The sequence below is a fragment of the Ensifer sp. ENS02 genome, from assembly GCF_014851885.1.
Classification (GTDB): domain Bacteria; phylum Pseudomonadota; class Alphaproteobacteria; order Rhizobiales; family Rhizobiaceae; genus Ensifer; species Ensifer adhaerens.
Genome location: NZ_JACVAO010000005.1, coordinates 162,288 through 181,954 on the forward strand (window position 1 = coordinate 162,288; position 19,667 = coordinate 181,954).

A 19,667-nucleotide genomic window follows, 5' to 3' on the forward strand; every position below is an offset into this window, starting at 1 on the left:
ACCAGCCCATCTTACCGCATGCGGCATCCATTGGACGCAGGCATTTGCGGACGGACCTGCACTTTAAAGGGGGAGCGCGGGTTTGCCCGCGCTCCCGACTGTGGCGATCAGTTCTTCGCCTGGTACTTGTCGAGGTTGTCCTTGGTGACGAGCTCGAAGGGAATGTAGACCTTCTTGTCCACCGGCTCGCCCTTTGCGAGCTTCAGTGCGGCGTCGACCGAGCCCTTGCCCTGGCCGGCGGCGTTCTGGAACACCGTGACGTCGAGATCGCCGGCGGCCATGGCTGCCAGAGCGTCCTGCGTTGCGTCGATGCCGCCGATGACGACGCTGTCCATCGAACGACCTGCGGCCTTCAGCGCCTGGATCGCGCCGATCGCCATTTCGTCGTTGTTGGAGATGACGGCGTCAAACTCAAGACCGGCCGAAAGCCAGTTGGTCAAGAGGTCCGAGCCTTGCGTGCGCGACCAGTTGGCGGTCTGCTCCTCGACGATCTCAATGCCCTTGCACTGGTCAGTGGCAAGCACGTCGTGGATGTCCTTGGTGCGCATGCGGGCCGCCTGGTTGGACAGTTCGCCCATCATCACGACGGCCTTGCCCTTGCCGCCGAGCATCTTGCAGATTTCCTGCGTCTGCAGCGTGCCGGATTCCTGCTCGTTCGATGCCACGAAAGCCTGCTTTTCCGGCAGCGTGTCGACGTTGACCGGTTCGCGGTTGACGTAGACGAGCGGGATGCCGGCATCCGCAGCGATCTTCGACATGGCAGCCGTCGCATCCGTATCGACCGGGTTGACGATGATCGCGGTCACGCCGGCGGCGATGAAGTTCTGGATCTGGCTCTGCTGCTTTGAGACGTCGTTCTGCGCGTCTTCGATCTGCAGTTCGACGCCATCGAGCGTCTTGGCGTAGTCGGACATGCCGTTGCGCAAGACCGTCAGGAAGTTGTCGTCGAAAAGGGCCATGGATACGCCGATAGTCTCGGCATGGGCTGCCGTCGACATCATCATCGCCAGCGCTGTGCTGAGCACGAGTTTCTTCATTGTCTTTCTCCTCCACAATGGTGCCCGGCGACACCTTCTCCTGCCGGGGACGCAATGCCGGATTGCGCTCATTCATTTCAAAAGCGGCACTCCCGCTGCGCTTTTGAATAAAACGGAATAAACGAACCAGTAAATTGCGATTACGGAATATGTATTCCATTTTATGCGGGCGCCGTCAAGGCCTGCTGCGGCGCCCGTTGTTGATTTGCCGGCATCGGGCCGGGGAAACTCAGATCTGGGTTTGGATGTAGTCCGCGCTCTGCCTGACGGCTGCGGCCGGATCCGCCAATCCGTGGACTTCGGCGGCGAATGGCTCAAAGGAAAGCGGCCCCCCATAACCCGCCGCGCGCATGCGCCGAATCTGTCCGACATTGTCGAGCAGGTCGCTCCGATCGACGAGAACGCGGTGCGAATCACGCAGATCCGCCACCGCGACACGTTCATCCGCGACCCCGGAAATGTGGATGAGGCCGGTCATCTCAGGATAGATTGCAGGTTCGCCGGCGAGGTGGTGGTGGAACGTGTCGTGCACCAGTCGGAAGATCTTCTCACCGTCGACGGCCTTGATGGCCTCAACAGCCTCCGTCTTCGAGCGCAGCGAGCAGATCTCGAAGCCGAGCGGTTCGACGAGGCCGATGATTCCGGCCGTTTCGAGCATCGGTTTCAGTGCGGAAAGAGCCTCGCGAAGATTTGCCTGGCGCTCGCCATCGGCCTGGCCCGTGCCGTCGTTTACGGGAACGAGGACAAGGGCCTTGGCGCCGCAGTCGCGCGCATAGGCGATCAGTTCTTCGGCTTCGGCCTGACGGGCCTCGTTCCATTCGTTGAAACGTTGAAGGGCATTAATCGAGATGATCGTGATGTCGTGACGGCTGGCGAGGGCGGCGACGTCGTTTGCGGGCGTGCCGTCGAGGATTGCGTTGCCGGCGAGATCGTTGCGGATTTCGACGGATGAAATGCTGAGGGATCTGGCGAGTTCGAAAAAGGCGCCAAGCGGTAGGTTCGGCGTCGTTATGTGGTTGAGGGCAAAGGGCAGGGCGGTCACGGGAATGTCTCCTCCAGCGGGGTGGTTATGGGCTATAAATGGAACGTTCATTCCATTTATAGCCTTGCGGACAATTCACCAACTGTTGGAGCGCAGTCAAAGCGCGCAACGCGCAAAGGTCTTGCATCCCTGCAAGATTGCCTTTCGTCAATGATGGAATTCCATCAGGATCCGCTAGATATTCTCCGGCGTAAAAAGGTCGAAGGGAAGGAAAGTTTGCCCCGGCGCCCCGGTCGGGCCTTTGTCGATCGCCTGGATCATCAGGTTGATCGTTTCCCGGGCGAGCGCGGGAGTCGGGGTCGATATCGCCAGTGTCACGACATCGTCGCCAAGGGCCGCACGGGAATCCGGTGTCAGCTCGTTGACGACCGCGATCAGTTTTCCTTCAAGCTTTTCCTCGCGGATCGCCGAGATTGCCCCTTCCATGCCGCCGCCGCAGACATAAAAGCCGATCAGGTCCGGGTGGCGCTGCAGCAGATTGAGCGTCGCTTCGTGGGTGATCTCGGCCGTGTCGAGGTTAACCATCGTATCCAGCACTTCGAAATCGGGTGCGTGCTCGCGAAAATAGGAACGAAAGCCAATCTCCCGAAGCTCGTGGCCGAGAAAGCGGTGGCTGCCGACGAAGGCCGCGACCTTGCCGGGGCGCTTGGCCGCCTTTGTGATCATCCACGCGGCTGTGCGGCCGACTTTGTGATTGTTGAGGCCGACATAACCTTCACGGACGCCAGCCGCAAAATCCGATAGCAGGGAGAAGACCGGAATGCCGCGTTCCTTGAGTTCCTCGATTGCGGTGGTCACTGCCGGGTAGTCGGGAGCGACGAGCGCAATGGCCTGGTTGCGCACTGCGGCGGCCCGAAGCTTCTCCGTGATGGCCGATGGAGTGGAATTTGCCACAAAATCGACCTGGGCAAAGACGCGGGCATGCGACAGCGACAGCGCGGCGCTTTCGATTTCCTTCGCAACCATTTGATAGAAAGCCTGCTCCGGCTTTTGCAGCACAAAGCCAAGCCTGTATTGCGGCAGGTCCTCAAAGACGCGTTGCCGGATCAAGCCCACGGCGTGATAGCCGATTGATTTAGCAGCCTCATAGACCCGGCGCGCGGTTTCCTCGCGCACCGGATGGCGCCCGTTGAGTACGCGGTCGACGGTGGCGACGCTGACGCCGGCGGTGCGCGCAAGGTCGGCAATTGTCGGTCGGTTGCTCATCGCGTCTCCTGATAGGTTTGCATCATGAATGAAATGCGAATGATGACATCATTTGAGAGAATATATCATTGCTGCATTGAGACCTGGCAAAAGTCAACCTATCGTCATTGCACGACATGAGACGTCGCCGGCCAGATCGGGTCGACCGCGGGGAGGAGCGCAAATGACGATGACACCGACGAAGCGAGACTACAGCCTGCTTGGCCGAGATGCCCAGGCGGCCGTCGCCAACGGTCTCTCGGCCGCAAAGTGGTATCACACCGACATTCCGCGCAAGCAGATGAAGGAACTGATGAAGCGCGAGGATGGTCCGGCCATCCGCGACACCGCCATCTGGCTCGGCTGTCTCGTTCTGTTCGGCGCACTCGGCATCACCTTCTGGGGCACCTGGTGGGCCGTCCCGTTCTTCCTTGCCTATGGCGTTCTCTACGGTTCGGCCTCCGATAGTCGCTGGCATGAATGCGGCCATGGCACGGCCTTCAAGACGATGTGGATGAACGATGCCGTCTACCAGATCGCCTGCTTCATGATCATGCGCAATCCGGTCACCTGGCGTTGGAGCCACACCCGCCACCACACGGATACGGTGATCGTCGGCCGGGATCCCGAGATTGCCGTCATGCGGCCGCCGGATCTCCTTCGCCTCGTCCTCAATTTCTTCGGTATGCTCGATGTCTGGCACGCGATGATCGATATGGTGCGCAACACGTTCGGTATCATCAGCGCCGAGGAAGCAACTTTCATCCCTGAAATGGAGCAGCCGAAGGCGATCCTGGTCGCACGCATCTGGTTTGCGATCTATGCGGCCACCATTGCCGCCTGCGTCTATCTCGGCTCGATCCTGCCGCTGATGCTGATCGGTCTGCCGAGGCTCTATGGCGCCTGGCACCATGTGCTGACTGGGTTGCTTCAGCATGGCGGTCTTGCCGACAACGTGACCGACCATCGGCTGAACAGCCGCACAGTCTACATGAACCCGGTGAGCCGCTTCGTCTATTGGAACATGAACTACCATGTGGAACACCACATGTTCCCGATGGTGCCTTATCACGCGCTGCCGAAGCTGCACGCCATGATCAAGCATGATCTGCCGGAGCCGAACCCGTCGATGCTGGACGGCTACCGCGAAATGATCCCGGCCTTTCTGCGGCAGTTGCGGAACGAGGATTACTTCCTGAAGCGCGAGCTGCCGGCGACGGCAAAGCCCTACCGGGAAGAATTTCACAGCGATGCGATCGTGCACGCAGCCGAATAACCAACCGATGCCAGGAAACGGGAGGAAATAATGAGCGGAAACTGGGTTGAAGTCTGCGTCGCGGACGAAATCGACGGAGAAGATGTGATCCGTTTCGATCACGACGGACGCACCTTTGCGGTCTACCGCAGCCCGGACGACGAGTATTTTGCCACCGACGGGCTCTGCACCCACGAGCATATTCATCTCGCCGATGGCCTCGTGATGGACGACATCATCGAATGTCCGAAGCACAACGGCCGCTTCAACTACAAGACCGGCCAGGCCAAGGGCGCGCCCGTTTGCGTCAACCTGAAGACCTATCCGGTGAAGGTCGAGGCCGGAAGCGTGTTCATCGCGCTCGGCTGAAGCCGCTCTCGATAGGATTGGGCTCGTCGCGGCGAGCAGGGAGGTTGAGATGGGTTCCATCGTCATCGTGGGCGCCGGCGAATGTGGCGCAAGGGCCGCCTTTGCCCTCAGGGAAAAGCAATACGACGGTAAGATCACTCTGATCGGCGCGGAACCGCATCTTCCCTATGAGCGGCCGCCTCTTTCAAAGGATGGTCTCAAGGCAGAGGTCGCGCCGAAGTATGTCGCTGATGCCGAGCGCTACGCGGCAGCCGGGATCGAAGTGCTGACGGATATCCCGGTCATGGCCATCGATCGCGCCGAAAAGCGCGTGACGCTCGCAGACGGAAGCAGCATCGCCTATGACCGGCTGTTGTTGACGACCGGTGCGCGGGCGCGAACCATCGATGGTATGGACGAGGCGCCACGCCGCATCCGCACGCTCAGAACCCATGCCGATGCTGAAGAGATCCGCCGCGAACTTTCGCCCGGCCGCAAGCTTGCGATCATCGGCGGTGGCTTCATCGGTCTGGAGCTCGCAGCAACGGCGCGCCGGCTAGGCGCTGCCGTATCGCTTATCGAAGGGTTGCCGCGCATTCTTTCGCGGGGCGTGCCGGAGGAGATCGCTGCAATCGTTGCCGCGCGGCATCGTGCAGAAGGCGTCGACATACGATGCGACGCGAAGACCGAACGTATCGACGCGGACGAAGGCCGTGCGCGCGTCGTTCTCGCCGGCGGTGAGACAATTGAGGCCGATCTCGTCGTCGTTGGCATCGGCGCGGTCCCGAACACGGAGCTTGCAGCCGTCGCCGGCCTTTCGATCGAGAACGGCATTGCGGTCGACGCAATGCTTCAAACCAGCGACCCGGATATCTACGCCGCTGGTGATTGCTGCTCGTTCCCGCTCTGTCACTATGGTGATCGTCGGATACGTCTTGAGGCGTGGCGCAATGCGCAGGATCAGGGGACGCTCGTTGCCGGCAATCTGCTCGGCGGTGGCGAGGCAATCACCAGCGTGCCGTGGTTCTGGTCCGATCATTATGATCTGACGCTGCAGATCGCGGGGCTTGCCGAGGGTGCTGCAACGACCGTACGGCGCGACCTTACCGACGATGCCTTCATTCTTTTTCATCTCGACGATACCGGTCGGCTGCTTGCGGCCTCCGGCATCGGACCGGGCAATGCGGTCGCGCGCGACATTCGGCTTGCAGAAATGCTGATTGCAGCCGGAAAGCGACCCGATCCGCAGGCGCTCATCTCGCCCGAAACCAAGCTCAAAGCACTCCTCGCCGCCTAGCGCGAGCGGCAAATCTCGTCCTGTTTCCATTATTTCCGGAGCCGTCTCATGAAAAGCCAACGTCCGACCGTTGCCGATCTCTTGTCGATGAAGGGCAAGCGCCAGCTCACCATGCTGCGCGTCGAAACGCTGGATGAAGCCGAAGCGGCAGAAGCCGCCGGCATCGACCTCGTTTCCGTTCCCCCGACGCTCTTAGGACCGGAGTTTCGCGAGGTTGCGCCCACCTGCTTTGCCTTTCCGGGGCTGGAATATGGCGACTACGTTACCGCCGAGGAGTACATGCGCGCGGCCTTCAAGGCGCTGAAGGCCGGCGGCGATGCGGTCTATTGTGCCGCGGGGCTTTCCACCGTCCGGCGGATGCGAGAGGAGGGCATTCCCGTCTGCGGCCATGTGGGTCTCATCCCCTCCAAGGCCACCTGGACCGGCGGCTTTCGCGCCGTCGGCAAGACCGCGGCAAGTGCGCTCGTGATCTGGCGACAGGTCAAGGCGCTTGAGGAAGCCGGCGCCTTCGCGGCAGAAATCGAGGTCGTTCCTGGAGATGTTGCAGGGGCGATCAGTGCCAGAACCTCGATGCTGATGCTTTCGATGGGAGCGGGTTCAGGCTGCGACGCTCAATATCTGTTTGCCGCCGATGTGCTCGGCAGCAATCGCGGCCACGTGCCGCGCCACGCTAAGACCTATCGCAATTTTGCCGCCGAATACGACCGGCTTCAGCGCGAACGGATCGCCGCGTTCTCGGAGTTTGCCGAGGATGTGCACTCGGGCAGGTATCCGCAGGAGGGCCACCTCGTCGGCATTGACGGCGCAGAATTGCGCGCATTTCTGGCCGAGTTTGAGCGCGGCTAAAGCTGTACGCCTTGCGCGAAAGAGGGTGCTTGGTATAGTCCACACGCCAGTTCAACTTTTCTTTCCGCGACGGATCACGATTTGAGCGCCCTTCTTCAGGACAGTCTCACCTTTGTCGGCTTTCTGGCTGCGATTTATGCAGCGACGGTGGCGCTGTACTTCATCCTCGGTTACGGCATCACCTGGCTCAACGATCGCAACCCCGAGCGCCGCATCCAGAAGGGGCGGCGCGGCGAGAAGCGCAAGGCGATCGAGATCCGCCAGAGCATGGCGTCGATCCTCGTGACCTGCACATCGGTCGCGATCGGCCTCTTTGTCCAGTACAAGGGATGGACCCTGTTCTCGCCCTGGGAGTTCAGCTGGTGGACGGCCGTCCCCCTCTTCGTGCTCTGCATGGTGCTCTTCGACGCCTGGTTCTATTTCGCCCACCGGCTGCTGCACACCAAGCTCTTCTATAAGTACCATCTCCTGCATCACCGCAGTGTCGCGCCGACGGCCTGGAGCAACGATTCGATCGGCCTGGTCGATACCGCCATGAGCCAGGGCTACTACGCCGTCATTACGTTTCTCGTGCCGTTCCCGCCGATCATCCTTCTGGCGCACCGGTTGTTCGACCAGATCAACGGTACCTTCGGCCATGCCGGCTTCGAATACTTCGCCTCACGCACCGCGCGCTATCCCTCGCCGATGCTTTGCACGACCTATCACGACCAGCACCACGCCGAGTTCAAGTACAACTACGCGAACTACTTCTCGTTCTGGGATCGCGTGATGGGGACCGTCGCGCCGAACTACGACCGACGTGTGGAGACGTTTGAAGGCGAGGCGCCACCACTCAATTTGCGACATTCATTTGCGGAAAAGAACGTCGTCGAACAGCCTACTGGCGACTAATTCCAGGCAAATGTCTGACCATGCTGTTAACGGATCAGCCATCCCCCAGGGTCCGCTGGTATGCCTCTGCTTCGTCGTGGGCCTAGCGGTTGTAGTTGGGATGCCGGCAGGTTCGTGACATCCCGCGAAGAGCGTTATCCAATGAGCCCTGAAACCACCGAATCGAGAGCCTCTCTTACATTGATGCGAGCCTCTTTCGAATCCGAGCTTGGACATGTGGTCAAGATCGAAGTGTACTTGGCAAATGGAGTTACTGACACGACGTGATCGGGGTTCACGTACACGGGAGCGTTATTGTCTCCAATCAAGGTAAACTTCACCAATCGCATCGTGCTATTCCCGTCTGTCGCATGGTTTTCCCCGTGAAACACTGCTTGTTTCCGCATTCATCTCACCAACCACCACTCCGTGATGATCGCTACGCGACCCACTGCAATCACCTTGCGCGATCCGCGATCCGCGATCCCAAAGACCGGACTGTCCGGTGGGAGATGTATCTCGCCTACAACGTGTCGAAAAGCATAGGAGATTCCTTGCTTGCGCATCTAGTTACTTCTCGTCGACTTTCTTGTAATGGCGTTGTCCGAAAAACTCGATACCGTTTTTGATTGGAAGATGATGAAAGAGGTTGGTCGAGCCGAGTTTGGTGTTTCACTAGCGGATGCGGCGGACCGTTACGCCGACCGACCAATCATGGTTTCGGTCCACGATCCCGATCACCGACTTGGACTGCGTCCGCAACTTCTATTTAAGCGACGTGATCGGACTCCTGCCACGGTCTTTCGCTCCTTCCTCATTGGTCGGACGGGGCGTGGACGTTTCTACGGCTGGACCCCGGTGCAGTTGGACGCCATTGCCTTAGCCGCCGATGCTGAAACCGCGAATGATGGAGCTAGGATCCAGCCACGAATAAGGCTTCGGCGCCTGTCCCTTATCGAGGTTGTCGGCCTGATCGCCTGTCGACGGATTCTAGCCTTCCTCCAAATTATTCGCCTTTTTCTAGCGGGCAACAAGAAGGGCGCAGCGTTTCGGTTCGTTCGGCAATGCGATGCACTTTCCGCGCCGGACTACGCCGACTGGGTAGAAGCGCAAGCGCATGCTGAGCAGGGGGAGGTGCGGAACGATGTGAGGGTCTCAGAGAGTAGACTCCGTGTGCTCGTCTCGATTGAAGGCGGCGACGCAATCGCTGCCGAGGAAAGCAGAGAATCGTTGAATGCTCAGTCTTGGCGAGGCTTTCGGGAGGCCTCCGCGGCTGACGTTGCGAAATCGCTGAAATGCAACAAGGCCGACAGCGACGTACTCTGGATGCGGCTTCCGGCAGGTATGCGCCTAGCCGAGCGCGCGCTGGAAAGACTGGTGGAGCCATTCGCATTTTCTGAAGATGTTACTCTCTGCTATTCCGACGAAGACTGTGTAAATGTTCGAGGCGAACGCTTTGCCCCTTTCTTCAAGCCCGCTTGGAACGCGCCACTCGCTCGCTCGGGTTGGCTACCATTGGAAGGAGCGGTATTTCGCCTATCCCACATTCCCACAAGCGTTGCTGTGGAGAGCGCCTCGACTGCCGAGATCGCACTGGCAGTCGCGCAGGCGCGGACAGGTGAACTGCTGCATTTGCCACGGGTTCTATTGCACCGCGGGCCATCATGCTATTTACCCCAAACCCGTGCGAAAGGTGCTCAACCCAAACACCTACGCCCGGCGGTCAGTGTCATCATTCCGACCCGCGACAGAGCCGACCTGCTTGAGGTATGCCTGAAAGGCCTGTTTGAAAACACCGCTCCAGCAGATCTTGACGTCATCGTCATTGACAATGAAAGCACCGAACCAGCGACGCTCGCTTTGTTCTCGCTTTATGAGCAGTCCCGACGCATTCGCCGAATACCTCTTCCGGGAGGTTTCAATTTTGCCCGCGCCTGCAACATTGGTGTCGATGCAGCCAAGCACGACCTCATACTCTTGCTGAACAATGACGTGGAACCTATTGATTGCCATTGGCTTGAGTGTCTGGCAGGGGAGCTCGATGATCAGACGGTCGGCGCCGCCGGCAATTTGCTTCTATTTCCTGATGGCTTCGTTCAGCACGGTGGGGTGACCCTCGGTGCGGGCACAGTCGCGCGGCACAGCTTTCACTTTCTTGATCCGAAGGGCGGCGGCGACAGGGGGCTGTTAGGCCAACGACGCGATTTGTCGGCAGTAACCGCCGCATGTTTGCTGACACGCAAGGACCTGTGGCGCCGTCTGGGCGGCATGGAGGAGCAAAGACTGACGGTCGCGTTCAATGATGTCGATTACTGCCTGAAGCTACGTGAAGCGGGCTTCCGAATTGTCTGGACGCCGGAGGCGGCTATGTTGCATAGAGAGAGCGTTTCGCGTGGCGCCGACGACACGCCGCAAAAGCTTCAGCGCTTTGCGCGGGAGGAGCGAGCCATGCATGAGCGCTGGGGCGATACATTGAAAGCCGATCCATACTACAATCCGAATCTCTCGCTCATCGCCGAAGAATTCGTCCTGGAAGCGCGTCCGCGGGATCTCGCGGCGAGGTCAAGCGGTTGAGCACTACACGCGAACGGCTGGCCCGCTGGATTGAGCGGCGATTGCCGCGCCCGCGTTTGCGGGAGGGAGCTACCGGTCGTCAGCGGCGGCCGGTGAATCGGATCATCGTTTTTGGTCGCATTCCGAACCCGACCTTTGACTATTATCTAGCCGCTCGCCTCAAGGCGGCGCACATGCCGCCATATGAGGTGGCCGATATTCGCGTCCGCGAAGCGCCGGCCTCAGAAGCCGATGGTGCCTTTGTCATCCTGTGCCGCTATGCGTCTCCGTCTGTTTTGCGATGGATCGAACGAAATGCGGAACGCCTATCCGGCGTGGGCCTGCTCCTCGACGACGACATCCCCGCGGTCGTGACGGGCAGGGACGCAGATTTTTTCTATCGCCTATTCCTTTGGTATCGCGCTCTCTGGCCGCTTCGCCGATTGAATCGGCATCTCGATATCGTTTGGGCTTCGACGCCGCACCTCGCCTCGAGATTGGCGCGCTCAAATGCCGTGGTGTTGCCGCCGGCACCTCCGACGACGCTTTGGCAACCGAGCGAGTATGATGATGATCGAATTTCTGAGCCAAAGCGGGATGTTTTAATCGGCTACCACGCGACTGGCGTTCATCTCGAAGAGCATCGATTCCTCCGGCCAATCATATTGGACGTGCTGCGCGAACGGCCGCAGGCCCGGTTTGAAGTCTTCGCCGATCGGCGTGCCAACGCAATCTGGCAAGGCCTGGAGCGCGTGACGATCCGGGAGCCAATGCCCTGGTCGGAGTATCTAGCAGACGCAAAGGCCCGGCGAATCGATATCATGCTCGTCCCGCTCTCGCCTTCACACGTGAACGACAGCCGTTCGACGACCAAGCGGATCGACGTGGCCCGGTACAAGGCAGCAGGGGTGTTTTCGGAGAGCGTTGCATACGGCTCGTCCCGGGATACCGAGGAATTACGAATTCCCTATGCTGCCGATGCCTGGCGCGAGGTCATCCTTCAACTTGTTGATGACGATGAAATACGTCGCAGGGTTGCAGCTGCGATGCGCCAAACAGTATTGCAAATGACGGCGGCAGCGGATACGGGTCTTGAGGTTCTTGAAGGGCGGCATGTGTAGGTGCGATGTCGCGCGTTTGGCTGGGTTTAGGATCCCGGATCTTTTCACGTAAGGTATTTGCAATGACTTCCAAGGTTGTGTTGCTTCGTCCCAAACGATATGGCGACGATCGCGGATGGTTCACTGAAGTCTACAATGAGAGGGCTTTCGCCGGCTACGGTATCGGCGATCAGTTCGTTCAGGACAACCATTCGCTTTCAGTTCCCGTTGGGACTTTGAGAGGCCTGCATTTTCAGACGCCACCTTTCGCGCAGGCCAAGCTTGTTCGTTGCATCCGTGGACGAATCTTCGATGTTGCCGTGGATATCCGCCGGAACTCGCCGACATTTGGGCGATGGGTCGGCGCCGAACTTTCCGCTGAGAATGGACATCAGCTTTATGTTCCAGTGGGCTTTGCTCATGGGTTTGTCACGTTGGAGCCTTCTACGGAAGTGACGTACAAAGTCTCCAATCTGTACTCGCCGCAGAACGATGGGGGCATTCTATGGAGTGATCCGGCCATCGGTGTTGAGTGGCCCCTACCGCAAGGGGTACACGCGGTTTTGAGTCCGAAGGATGGGCGACAGCCGTTGCTCAGCGATTTCAATAGCCCGTTCGATTACGACGGTACTCCGCTCGAACTTGTCCAAGTGTAATTTTAGAGGGATCGACCATGCGTATTTTCGTCACCGGTGGCGCCGGCTTCATTGGATCGGCCTTGGTTCGACACATCATCGAAAACACCGAACATGAAGTATTGAACTTCGATAAGCTGACCTACGCCGGCACCCTGACTTCTCTGTCATCCGTTGCGTCGTCGGCGCGATACAGCTTCAAACAGGGCGACATTTGCGACGAGCGAGCTGTAGCGGCCGCCATCCGCGATTTCCAGCCGGATATAATTACCCACCTGGCAGCCGAATCACACGTTGATCGATCGATTGATGGTCCTGGCGCTTTCGTCCAGACGAATATCGTCGGCACGTATACGATGCTGGCCGCTGCCCTCGACTACTGGCGAAAGCTAGGAGAGCAACGCGCGCGGCAGTTCCGCTTCCACCACATATCGACCGATGAAGTATTTGGGTCGCTCGGTGAGACCGGTTACTTTACCGAAACGACGCCCTATGATCCCCGCTCGCCCTACTCTGCTTCCAAGGCCGGTGCGGATCATCTCGTATCTGCTTGGGGGCACACCTTTGGCCTGCCGGTTCTCATCACCAACTGCTCAAACAACTATGGGCCTTATCACTTCCCGGAAAAACTCATCCCGCTCATGATCGTGAAGGCTCTCGCCGGCGAACCGCTTCCAGTTTACGGGAATGGGTCCAATGTGCGCGACTGGCTCTATGTGGAAGACCATGTTCGTGCGCTCCAATGTGTGTTTGAGAAGGGGGTGCCCGGGCAGACATACAATGTTGGCGGTAATTCGGAACGTCGAAACATCGACGTTGTGAAAACTGTCTGTGAAATATTAGATCGCTTGCGGCCCCGGACAGACGGGAAATCCTATCGGGAACAGGTCACATACGTCGCTGACCGGCCGGGGCATGATCATAGATATGCAATTGATGCCGGCAAGATTTCAAGCAAGCTCGGCTGGGAGCCAAAGGAAAGCTTCGAAAGCGGAATTGAGAGGACCGTTGCATGGTATCTGAGTAACAGCGACTGGTGGACAGAAATCCTCGATCGTACACATGCGGCCAAACGACGAGGCCTAGGAGTATGATCAAGCGACGTATCCTAATTACGGGTGGTACCGGGCAGGTTGGAGGTGAGCTGCTTCGCTACAGCTGGCCTAAAGACGTCGAGTTGGTGGCTCCGACTCGCAATGAGGTGGATCTTGCAAATTGCGATCGCCTCGAACAATATGTATCTACTGGCAGTTTTTCTGCAGTAGTTAACTCCGGCGCGTACACAGCCGTGGACCGAGCCGAATCAGACATACTTTCGGCGTGGAAAGTAAACGCGTTAGCTCCTGCAGCGCTCGCGTCCGCAACTCGAGTTCTCAACATTCCACTGCTGCAACTCTCCACGGATTATGTGTTTGATGGAGTGAAAGATGGCCTATATCTGGAAGATGACCCCATCGCGCCGGTCGGTGTATATGGAGCCTCCAAGGAGGCGGGAGAGCAGGCGGTGCGGAGCGGAAACCCCCGCCATATTATCCTGCGCACGGCTTGGGTCATTAGTGCTCATGGCAATAACTTCGTAAAGACGATGCTGCGGCTGGGACGTGAGAAACCCGTGGTAAGGGTCGTCAACGATCAGCGAGGTTGCCCCACTTCGGCGTCGGATATCGCCGCAACACTGGCCGCAATCACTCTCCGTTCACTGAATGACAGCGACGGTTTCCCTACCGGGACCTACCATTTCGTCAATGGCGGTCACGCAACTTGGTATGACCTTGCACGTGAGGTTTTTAAGGAATGCAAAAACGCAGGGTATCCAGTGCCAACGCTGGAGCCAATTGCTACAAACGAATATCCAACTCCAGCTAGGCGCCCGCTGAACTCCCGGCTCTCCACCGAGAAATTGAAACGTGATTTTGGCATCGAGCCTCGCGAATGGGCATCTGCGCTGCGCCCCGTGCTAACAGATCTCCTTGGTGCCAAATAGGCCGCGCAATTGCCCCCGGGAAAATCCGAATCTACCTCATTGATTCGGGTGCAAGTAAATATTCGGTGTTGCGGATTGGGCGCCGTATCAAACGACAAACGAGGGAGTAGATCTTTAATGAAAGGCATCATTCTCGCCGGCGGCTCTGGTACGCGCCTTCACCCGGCAACGCTAGCGATCAACAAACAGTTGATCCCTGTCTACGATAAGCCAATGATATACTACCCTCTTTCTGTCCTGATGCAGGCCGGAATTCGAGAGATAATGATAATTTCATCGCCGGAGCATTTAGGTAGTTACGAGAGGCTGTTTGGAGGGGGCGAAGAACTGGGACTGCAAATTAGTTATGCCGTCCAGGCTAAACCTGAGGGCCTCGCTCAGGCGTTCACCATTGGCGAGACGTTCATCGGACAGGATAACGTTGCGCTTGTACTAGGGGACAACATATTTTTTGGAGCGGGCCTAAGCGACCTTTTGGAAAAAGCCGCGCATCGCAGAAAAGGTGCGACAGTATTTGCCTATGAGGTTGACGATCCCGAGCGTTACGGCGTTGTCGAACTGGCTGCGGATGGGCATGCCATCAGTATCGAAGAGAAACCAGAGAGACCGAAGTCCCGATTTGCGGTGACCGGCCTATATTTTTATGACAACAGGGTCGTTGAGTATGCCAAGACACTGAAGCCCTCTAAGCGCGGGGAATACGAAATTACCGACCTAAACCGAGTATATATGGAGCAGGGAGCGCTCTTTGTGGAACGGATGTCGCGAGGCTATGCTTGGTTGGACACAGGTACACACGACAGTTTGCTAGAGGCATCTGAATTCGTTCGGGTTATCCAGCATCGGCAAGGGACAAATATCGCGTGCATTGAGGAAATCGCATATGTGAACGGCTATATTTCGCGCGAGCAACTGATTGCGTATGGTACCCGATATGGGAAAACTGCCTATGGGAAATACCTACTAAAACTCATCAACGAGTGATCGGATAGAGCATTGGTTGGCACATCGCGTCGGTTGAGCAAGGCTACGCAAGATCCGTAGTCGATTTCGACGCTCACAATGGTAAAGCCGAAGGCCTTTCCGCCATACTTCGGTAGCGTCGCCCAAAATGACGACGGGACTATACTGGCGAGCGAAGCAATTTAGGTGATCACTACATTATGAAGCTGCACTTGATGAACTATCGCAGACAACTCTCCGTTGTTCGGTCATCCCCACTTTTGGATGATGGCTGGTATAAGCATGAGTACCCGGATGTCGCGAGGGCGTCGATGGATAGTGGTGAACACTATTTGAGACATGGATCTGCAGAGGGCCGAGATCCGGGGCCGCAATTTGATACATCCTACTATCTGCAGAACAATCCAGATGTTGCTGCTTCTGGTATGAATCCGCTTGTTCACTATACATTATTCGGCTTGCACGAAGGTAGGCAGACGCTTGGATTCCGTCTTGATCCTGATTTCTATTGTGCGTTGTACCCTGACGTTTCCGAGAGTGGATTGAACCCTTGGGACCACTATCGCAAGATAGGAGAGAAACGCCGTTACTATACTTCGTTCGACGAAGTTTGGTACTTGGAGGAATACCCTGAACTAGCTGCCTTTAACGGCTCGCTCAAGCAACATTATTTGTCCCATGGTCAGTTTGAGGGGCGTATTCCTGCTTTCGATAGCGCTTGGTATTTAGACGAGTATCCGCAGGTACGTTCCGCTTGTTCCGATCCGACGGAGCACTATAGAACGGTTGGGAAAACGCTCGGATTCCACGCTGGGTTTGACCGCAATTTCTATTTGCTACTTTATCGCGATATTTCCGAGTCTGGGCTCGATGCTTACGAGCACTACACCGCCCACGGACGGCATGAAGGTCGTGTCCCCGCGTTCAATAGGCATTGGTACACCGGCTTCTATAAAGACGTGGCTGACCGTCAACTGGATCCGCACGCCCATTATACAAGCCGAGGGCGCTGGGAAGGGCGACCGCTCTCCTTCTCGGACAGAATGAATATCACCAAGTGGGGATTCCCGAACACTCACTTTGGCACGGGTGCAACGACCAGTGTAGAATGGAAAGTCCCAGAACCGCGCCCGGATTTTTCTCCTATGGTGTCGGTGATTGTGCCAAACTTCAACCATGCTCCGTTTCTGCGCGAGAGGCTTGAATCGATCTACTCGCAAACATACGAGAATTTCGAAGTCATACTTCTGGACGACGCATCGACGGATGATAGTGTCGCGGTGCTGGCAGAATACGCTGAAAAGTACTCCGACAAAACGCGTTTAGTCTGCAATATCGCGAATTCAGGTGGAGTCTTTAATCAGTGGAAGCGAGGTTTGGAGCTTGCTACCGGCGAAATAATTTGGATCGCCGAGAGTGACGACTACTGCGATAAAAACCTGTTGTGTGAACTCGTTCGATTTTTTCGGAACAACGCTGTAATGGCCGCGTTTTGCCGTACAGATTTTGTTGCTGGAAATTCTGGAAATAGAACCTGGACCTCAGAAGAATACTGGGCCGAGATTGATTTCAATAGTGGGGCTGCGCCATTTGTAATGCCCTCTCACAAATTGGTGGAAACGGCGTGGGGGGCGAGGAATATTGCTCCAAATGTGAGCGCGGTTCTATTTCGTAACCCAGGAAATCTCAGTATTCTAGACGATCCCGAGTGGCGCGGCCTCAGGATGTGCGGCGATTGGATCTTCTACCTATCGCTTATTCGAGGCGGATTGGTTGGTTATAGTCCCAACGTCACAAACTACTACCGCCAACATCCGCAAAATACATCGATATCGACTCATGATAAAGACATATATTATGAGGAACATGAAGTCGTAGCGCGGTATCTTAATAGGACATACGCTGTCGGGGAGAAGGTTCTTCGTGCGCACGAAGAGGTCTTGTACAGACACTGGTGCATGAAGCGTGGTCATAATTCGCGGGCCGAGTTTGAGAGACTGTTTAGCTTGAAAAAAGTTATCCAGGAGGGGAAGCTTAGGCAAAGAAACATTGCAGTTGCGACGTATGCTCTTGTGACTGGTGGTGGGGAGGCGTTCCCGATCTTGCTCGCAAACTTGCTGCACGAGCGAGGGTTCGCAGTAACCTTGCTAAATTTCCAGTCCGAAGTAACCAACTTGGGCGTCCGCAGAACTCTCAATCCGTCAATACCGATAGTGGAGCCGAAAAACAGCGCGGAATGCGGAGATATACTGAAATCGCTTGGAGTAGAATTAGTTCATTCTCATCATGGGTGGGTTGATATTACACTTGCGATTGCGCTTGAGAACTTCCCAAGTATTCGGCAAGTCGTGACCACCCACGGCTTTTACGAAATTATGGCGCCTGAGACCGTGAGGCGCTATGAAAATGATTTGAAGCGTATCGACGCCTTTGTTTACATCGCGGATAAGAATCTGCCGCCATTTTCGGAGGAGTTTCGGAAAGAAAACGTATTCCGAAAGATCACGAATACGATCTCAATGAGGCCTTTATCTAATTTGAGCCGTGAAGAGCTTGGATTTAATGAAGGTGACTTCCTGTTATGCCTCGCTTCTAGAGCCGTTGCAGAGAAGGGGTGGTCCGAAGCCATTGAGGCAACGAGGATTGCGAACGAGCGGTCAAGCCGCAGGATTGGGCTGATTCTTATAGGTGATGGCCCTGAGTTTGAGCGGCTTATCCAAGAAGCGCTTCCAACTAACGTGAGGCTGCTTGGTTTTCGTGATAATGTGCGAGACTACTTCGCATTATGCGATGCTGGCCTCATTGCTTCTCGCTTCCGAGGAGAGAGTTGTCCTCTAGTACTCATAGAGTGCTTGAGTGTGGGACGTCCAGTGATCTCGACCGAGATTGGTGAGGTACGGGAGATGCTGTCGACGGAGGACGGGCTTGCTGGGGTAATTGAAGAGCTTGATAATTGGTCCGTCAACGTAATCTCACTGTCGGACAAGATTCACTCTTTAGCGAACGATGCTCAGTTGTATGAGGAAGTTACGGGGAATGTTTCGGCCGCTGCCCGCAAGTTTGATCAAGATTTGGTGGTCGACCAATATATAGGCGTATATAATAGCGTGTTTCAGAGCGCTAAGCGAAGATCGCGGCAAACTAGACTATCTGTAGTTCTTGTTGCCTACAATATGGCACGGGAATTGCCGCGGACCCTCTTAACTCTGAGCCCAACAAATCAAGAGTTGTCGAGCGATGACTACGAAGTCATTGTTGTCGATAATGGTTCGACCCAGGAATATGATGTTCAATCATTGCAAGATATTTGCCCGAACATGCGGTTGGTGCGCATGGAGCACCCATCGCCATCCCCGGTTGCCGCTTTGAATCAGGGGATCGAGATGGCGGAAGGGGTTGTCGTCTGTGCTTTCATAGACGCGGCCAGAATGGGCTCTCCGAATTTGCTGAAAGCGGGCTTGGCTGCCTGCGAAATGCATGATCGAGCCGTCGTCGGAAGCCTCTCTTTCCATCTCGGCCATGAGGCTCAAAATGCAAGTGTTTTTAAAGGGTATAATCAAACTATCGAAGACGAACTGCTCGCCACCGTCAACTGGCGTCTGAATAGTTATGAGCTATTTCGTATCAGCAGTTTCGACCCGTCGTCTCGGTTTGGATTGTATGAGTGCCCGGCTGAAACAAACGCTTTGTTCCTGAGAAAAGAGCTCTGGAACGAATACGGGGGGTTTGATCCTGCCTTTAAAGGCAGAGGCGGTGGTCTTGTGAATCTGGATATGTGGCGGAGGCTGTGTGAAGACGAGAGAAATTTGGTCGTGACCCTTTTGGGTGAAGGCACTTTCCACCAGTTTCACGGGGGCGTAGCGACAAACGCGGTTTCTGACGTTTGGGAGGAGATGCACGCTGAGTACGTTGCGATCAGGGGTGTTCAGTTCAGAGTCCCGAGCCGGAAACCTTTCCTTTTTGGACGTGCTCATCGTTGGCTATTGGAGTTCGAAGAGCGCGCGGGTCGAAGTTGACAGCGCGTCAATAAAAATGGGGATTGTGGGCTGACCTTCTATTCAGTTCCATTGAGCCTTTAGGTGAAGGAGGTAGCGCTGGCGCGCTTCTTATACGCCGCCAGCGGTCTGACTACGAAATTTCACGGGATCCTGGATAATTTTGCAAGATCGTCGTTAGTCGCGGCCATTTGAAGTTGCCGCGAGGACTTCTCCGTCGCCTATCATCGCCTGCCCAGGCTGTTCGCCACCCTTGCGCTGGCGCGCGGCGACGGCCGTTATCCCAAGGTCCTCAAGGCGCTCGCCAGAACCGACTTGCTAATCCTCGACGACTGGGGCCCGGAGAAGCTCAACGACGAGCAGCGGCGCGATCTCCGATCTCCTGGAGAGTAGGCGCGTAGGGACCCCCACGTATCATTTGGTCCGCTGATCGGGGATTTTCTGCATGAATCATGCGGAGAATCCTATGAGCGACAGTGTGAATCAGCCGCGAACATTCGAGGTTTTGACGGCGGCGCCGGTGCGGGCGCGACGCAAGCCGCGCGGTACCCCTC

Annotated in this window: 15 protein-coding genes and 1 pseudogene; 13 read left to right on the plus strand and 3 right to left on the minus strand. The window is 56.7% G+C overall.

Features of this window, described 5'->3' with window-relative positions:
• Positions 1–107: 107 nt before the first annotated feature.
• The 3 genes from IB262_RS12475 to IB262_RS12485 form a co-directional block, all read right to left on the minus strand.
• Entirely contained in the window at positions 108–1,037 is a 930-nt protein-coding gene (locus IB262_RS12475) for a sugar ABC transporter substrate-binding protein (RefSeq protein ID WP_113079427.1), read from the minus strand.
• Between the two features lie 229 nt (positions 1,038–1,266).
• Positions 1,267–2,079, minus strand: a complete 813-nt coding sequence (locus IB262_RS12480) for a TIM barrel protein (RefSeq protein ID WP_113079426.1) — start codon at positions 2,077–2,079, stop codon at positions 1,267–1,269.
• Between the two features lie 174 nt (positions 2,080–2,253).
• A complete protein-coding gene (locus IB262_RS12485; protein WP_113079425.1) occupies positions 2,254–3,285 on the minus strand; it encodes a LacI family DNA-binding transcriptional regulator in 1,032 nt (343 codons plus the stop codon).
• Between the two features lie 163 nt (positions 3,286–3,448).
• Here IB262_RS12485 and IB262_RS12490 point away from each other — a divergent pair, with 163 nt between their 5' ends.
• The 13 genes and pseudogenes from IB262_RS12490 to IB262_RS12550 form a co-directional block, all read left to right on the plus strand.
• Complete coding sequence (locus IB262_RS12490) at positions 3,449–4,540, plus strand: fatty acid desaturase family protein (RefSeq protein WP_113079424.1); 1,092 nt, start codon at positions 3,449–3,451, stop codon at positions 4,538–4,540.
• 30 nt (positions 4,541–4,570) lie between these two features.
• Positions 4,571–4,888: a MocE family 2Fe-2S type ferredoxin gene (locus tag IB262_RS12495; protein WP_113079423.1), complete on the plus strand. Its 318-nt coding sequence runs from the start codon at positions 4,571–4,573 to the stop codon at positions 4,886–4,888.
• Between the two features lie 49 nt (positions 4,889–4,937).
• Entirely contained in the window at positions 4,938–6,164 is a 1,227-nt protein-coding gene (locus IB262_RS12500; protein ID WP_113079422.1) for an FAD-dependent oxidoreductase, read from the plus strand.
• A gap of 48 nt (positions 6,165–6,212) precedes the next feature.
• Positions 6,213–7,010 carry a 3-methyl-2-oxobutanoate hydroxymethyltransferase gene (locus IB262_RS12505; protein ID WP_113079421.1) on the plus strand — a complete coding sequence of 266 codons (798 nt, stop codon included), beginning with the start codon at positions 6,213–6,215 and terminating at the stop codon, positions 7,008–7,010.
• An 81-nt stretch (positions 7,011–7,091) separates the two neighbouring features.
• Positions 7,092–7,904, plus strand: coding sequence for a sterol desaturase family protein (locus tag IB262_RS12510; RefSeq protein ID WP_113079420.1), 813 nt, complete (start codon positions 7,092–7,094; stop codon positions 7,902–7,904).
• A gap of 573 nt (positions 7,905–8,477) precedes the next feature.
• Entirely contained in the window at positions 8,478–10,457 is a 1,980-nt protein-coding gene (locus tag IB262_RS12515) for a glycosyltransferase family 2 protein (protein ID WP_192493625.1), read from the plus strand.
• Positions 10,454–11,557, plus strand: coding sequence for a glycosyltransferase family 4 protein (locus tag IB262_RS12520; RefSeq protein ID WP_162731796.1), 1,104 nt, complete (start codon positions 10,454–10,456; stop codon positions 11,555–11,557). Before IB262_RS12515 ends, IB262_RS12520 begins: the two co-directional genes overlap by 4 nt.
• Positions 11,558–11,619: 62 nt before the next feature.
• Entirely contained in the window at positions 11,620–12,192 is a 573-nt protein-coding gene (rfbC, locus tag IB262_RS12525; protein ID WP_112984736.1) for a dTDP-4-dehydrorhamnose 3,5-epimerase, read from the plus strand.
• A gap of 17 nt (positions 12,193–12,209) precedes the next feature.
• Positions 12,210–13,265 carry a dTDP-glucose 4,6-dehydratase gene (rfbB, locus tag IB262_RS12530; RefSeq protein WP_112984655.1) on the plus strand — a complete coding sequence of 352 codons (1,056 nt, stop codon included), beginning with the start codon at positions 12,210–12,212 and terminating at the stop codon, positions 13,263–13,265.
• Positions 13,262–14,155 carry a dTDP-4-dehydrorhamnose reductase gene (gene rfbD, locus IB262_RS12535; RefSeq protein ID WP_113079417.1) on the plus strand — a complete coding sequence of 298 codons (894 nt, stop codon included), beginning with the start codon at positions 13,262–13,264 and terminating at the stop codon, positions 14,153–14,155. Before rfbB ends, rfbD begins: the two co-directional genes overlap by 4 nt.
• Positions 14,156–14,272: 117 nt before the next feature.
• Positions 14,273–15,139, plus strand: coding sequence for a glucose-1-phosphate thymidylyltransferase RfbA (gene rfbA / locus IB262_RS12540; RefSeq protein ID WP_192493626.1), 867 nt, complete (start codon positions 14,273–14,275; stop codon positions 15,137–15,139).
• Positions 15,140–15,333: 194 nt separating this feature from the next.
• On the plus strand, positions 15,334–19,134 hold the full coding sequence (locus IB262_RS12545; RefSeq protein ID WP_162727291.1) for a glycosyltransferase: 3,801 nt from the start codon (positions 15,334–15,336) through the stop codon (positions 19,132–19,134).
• A 174-nt stretch (positions 19,135–19,308) separates the two neighbouring features.
• Positions 19,309–19,488: pseudogene (locus IB262_RS12550) on the plus strand (ATP-binding protein); the annotation flags it as partial.
• Positions 19,489–19,667: the final 179 nt, after the last annotated feature.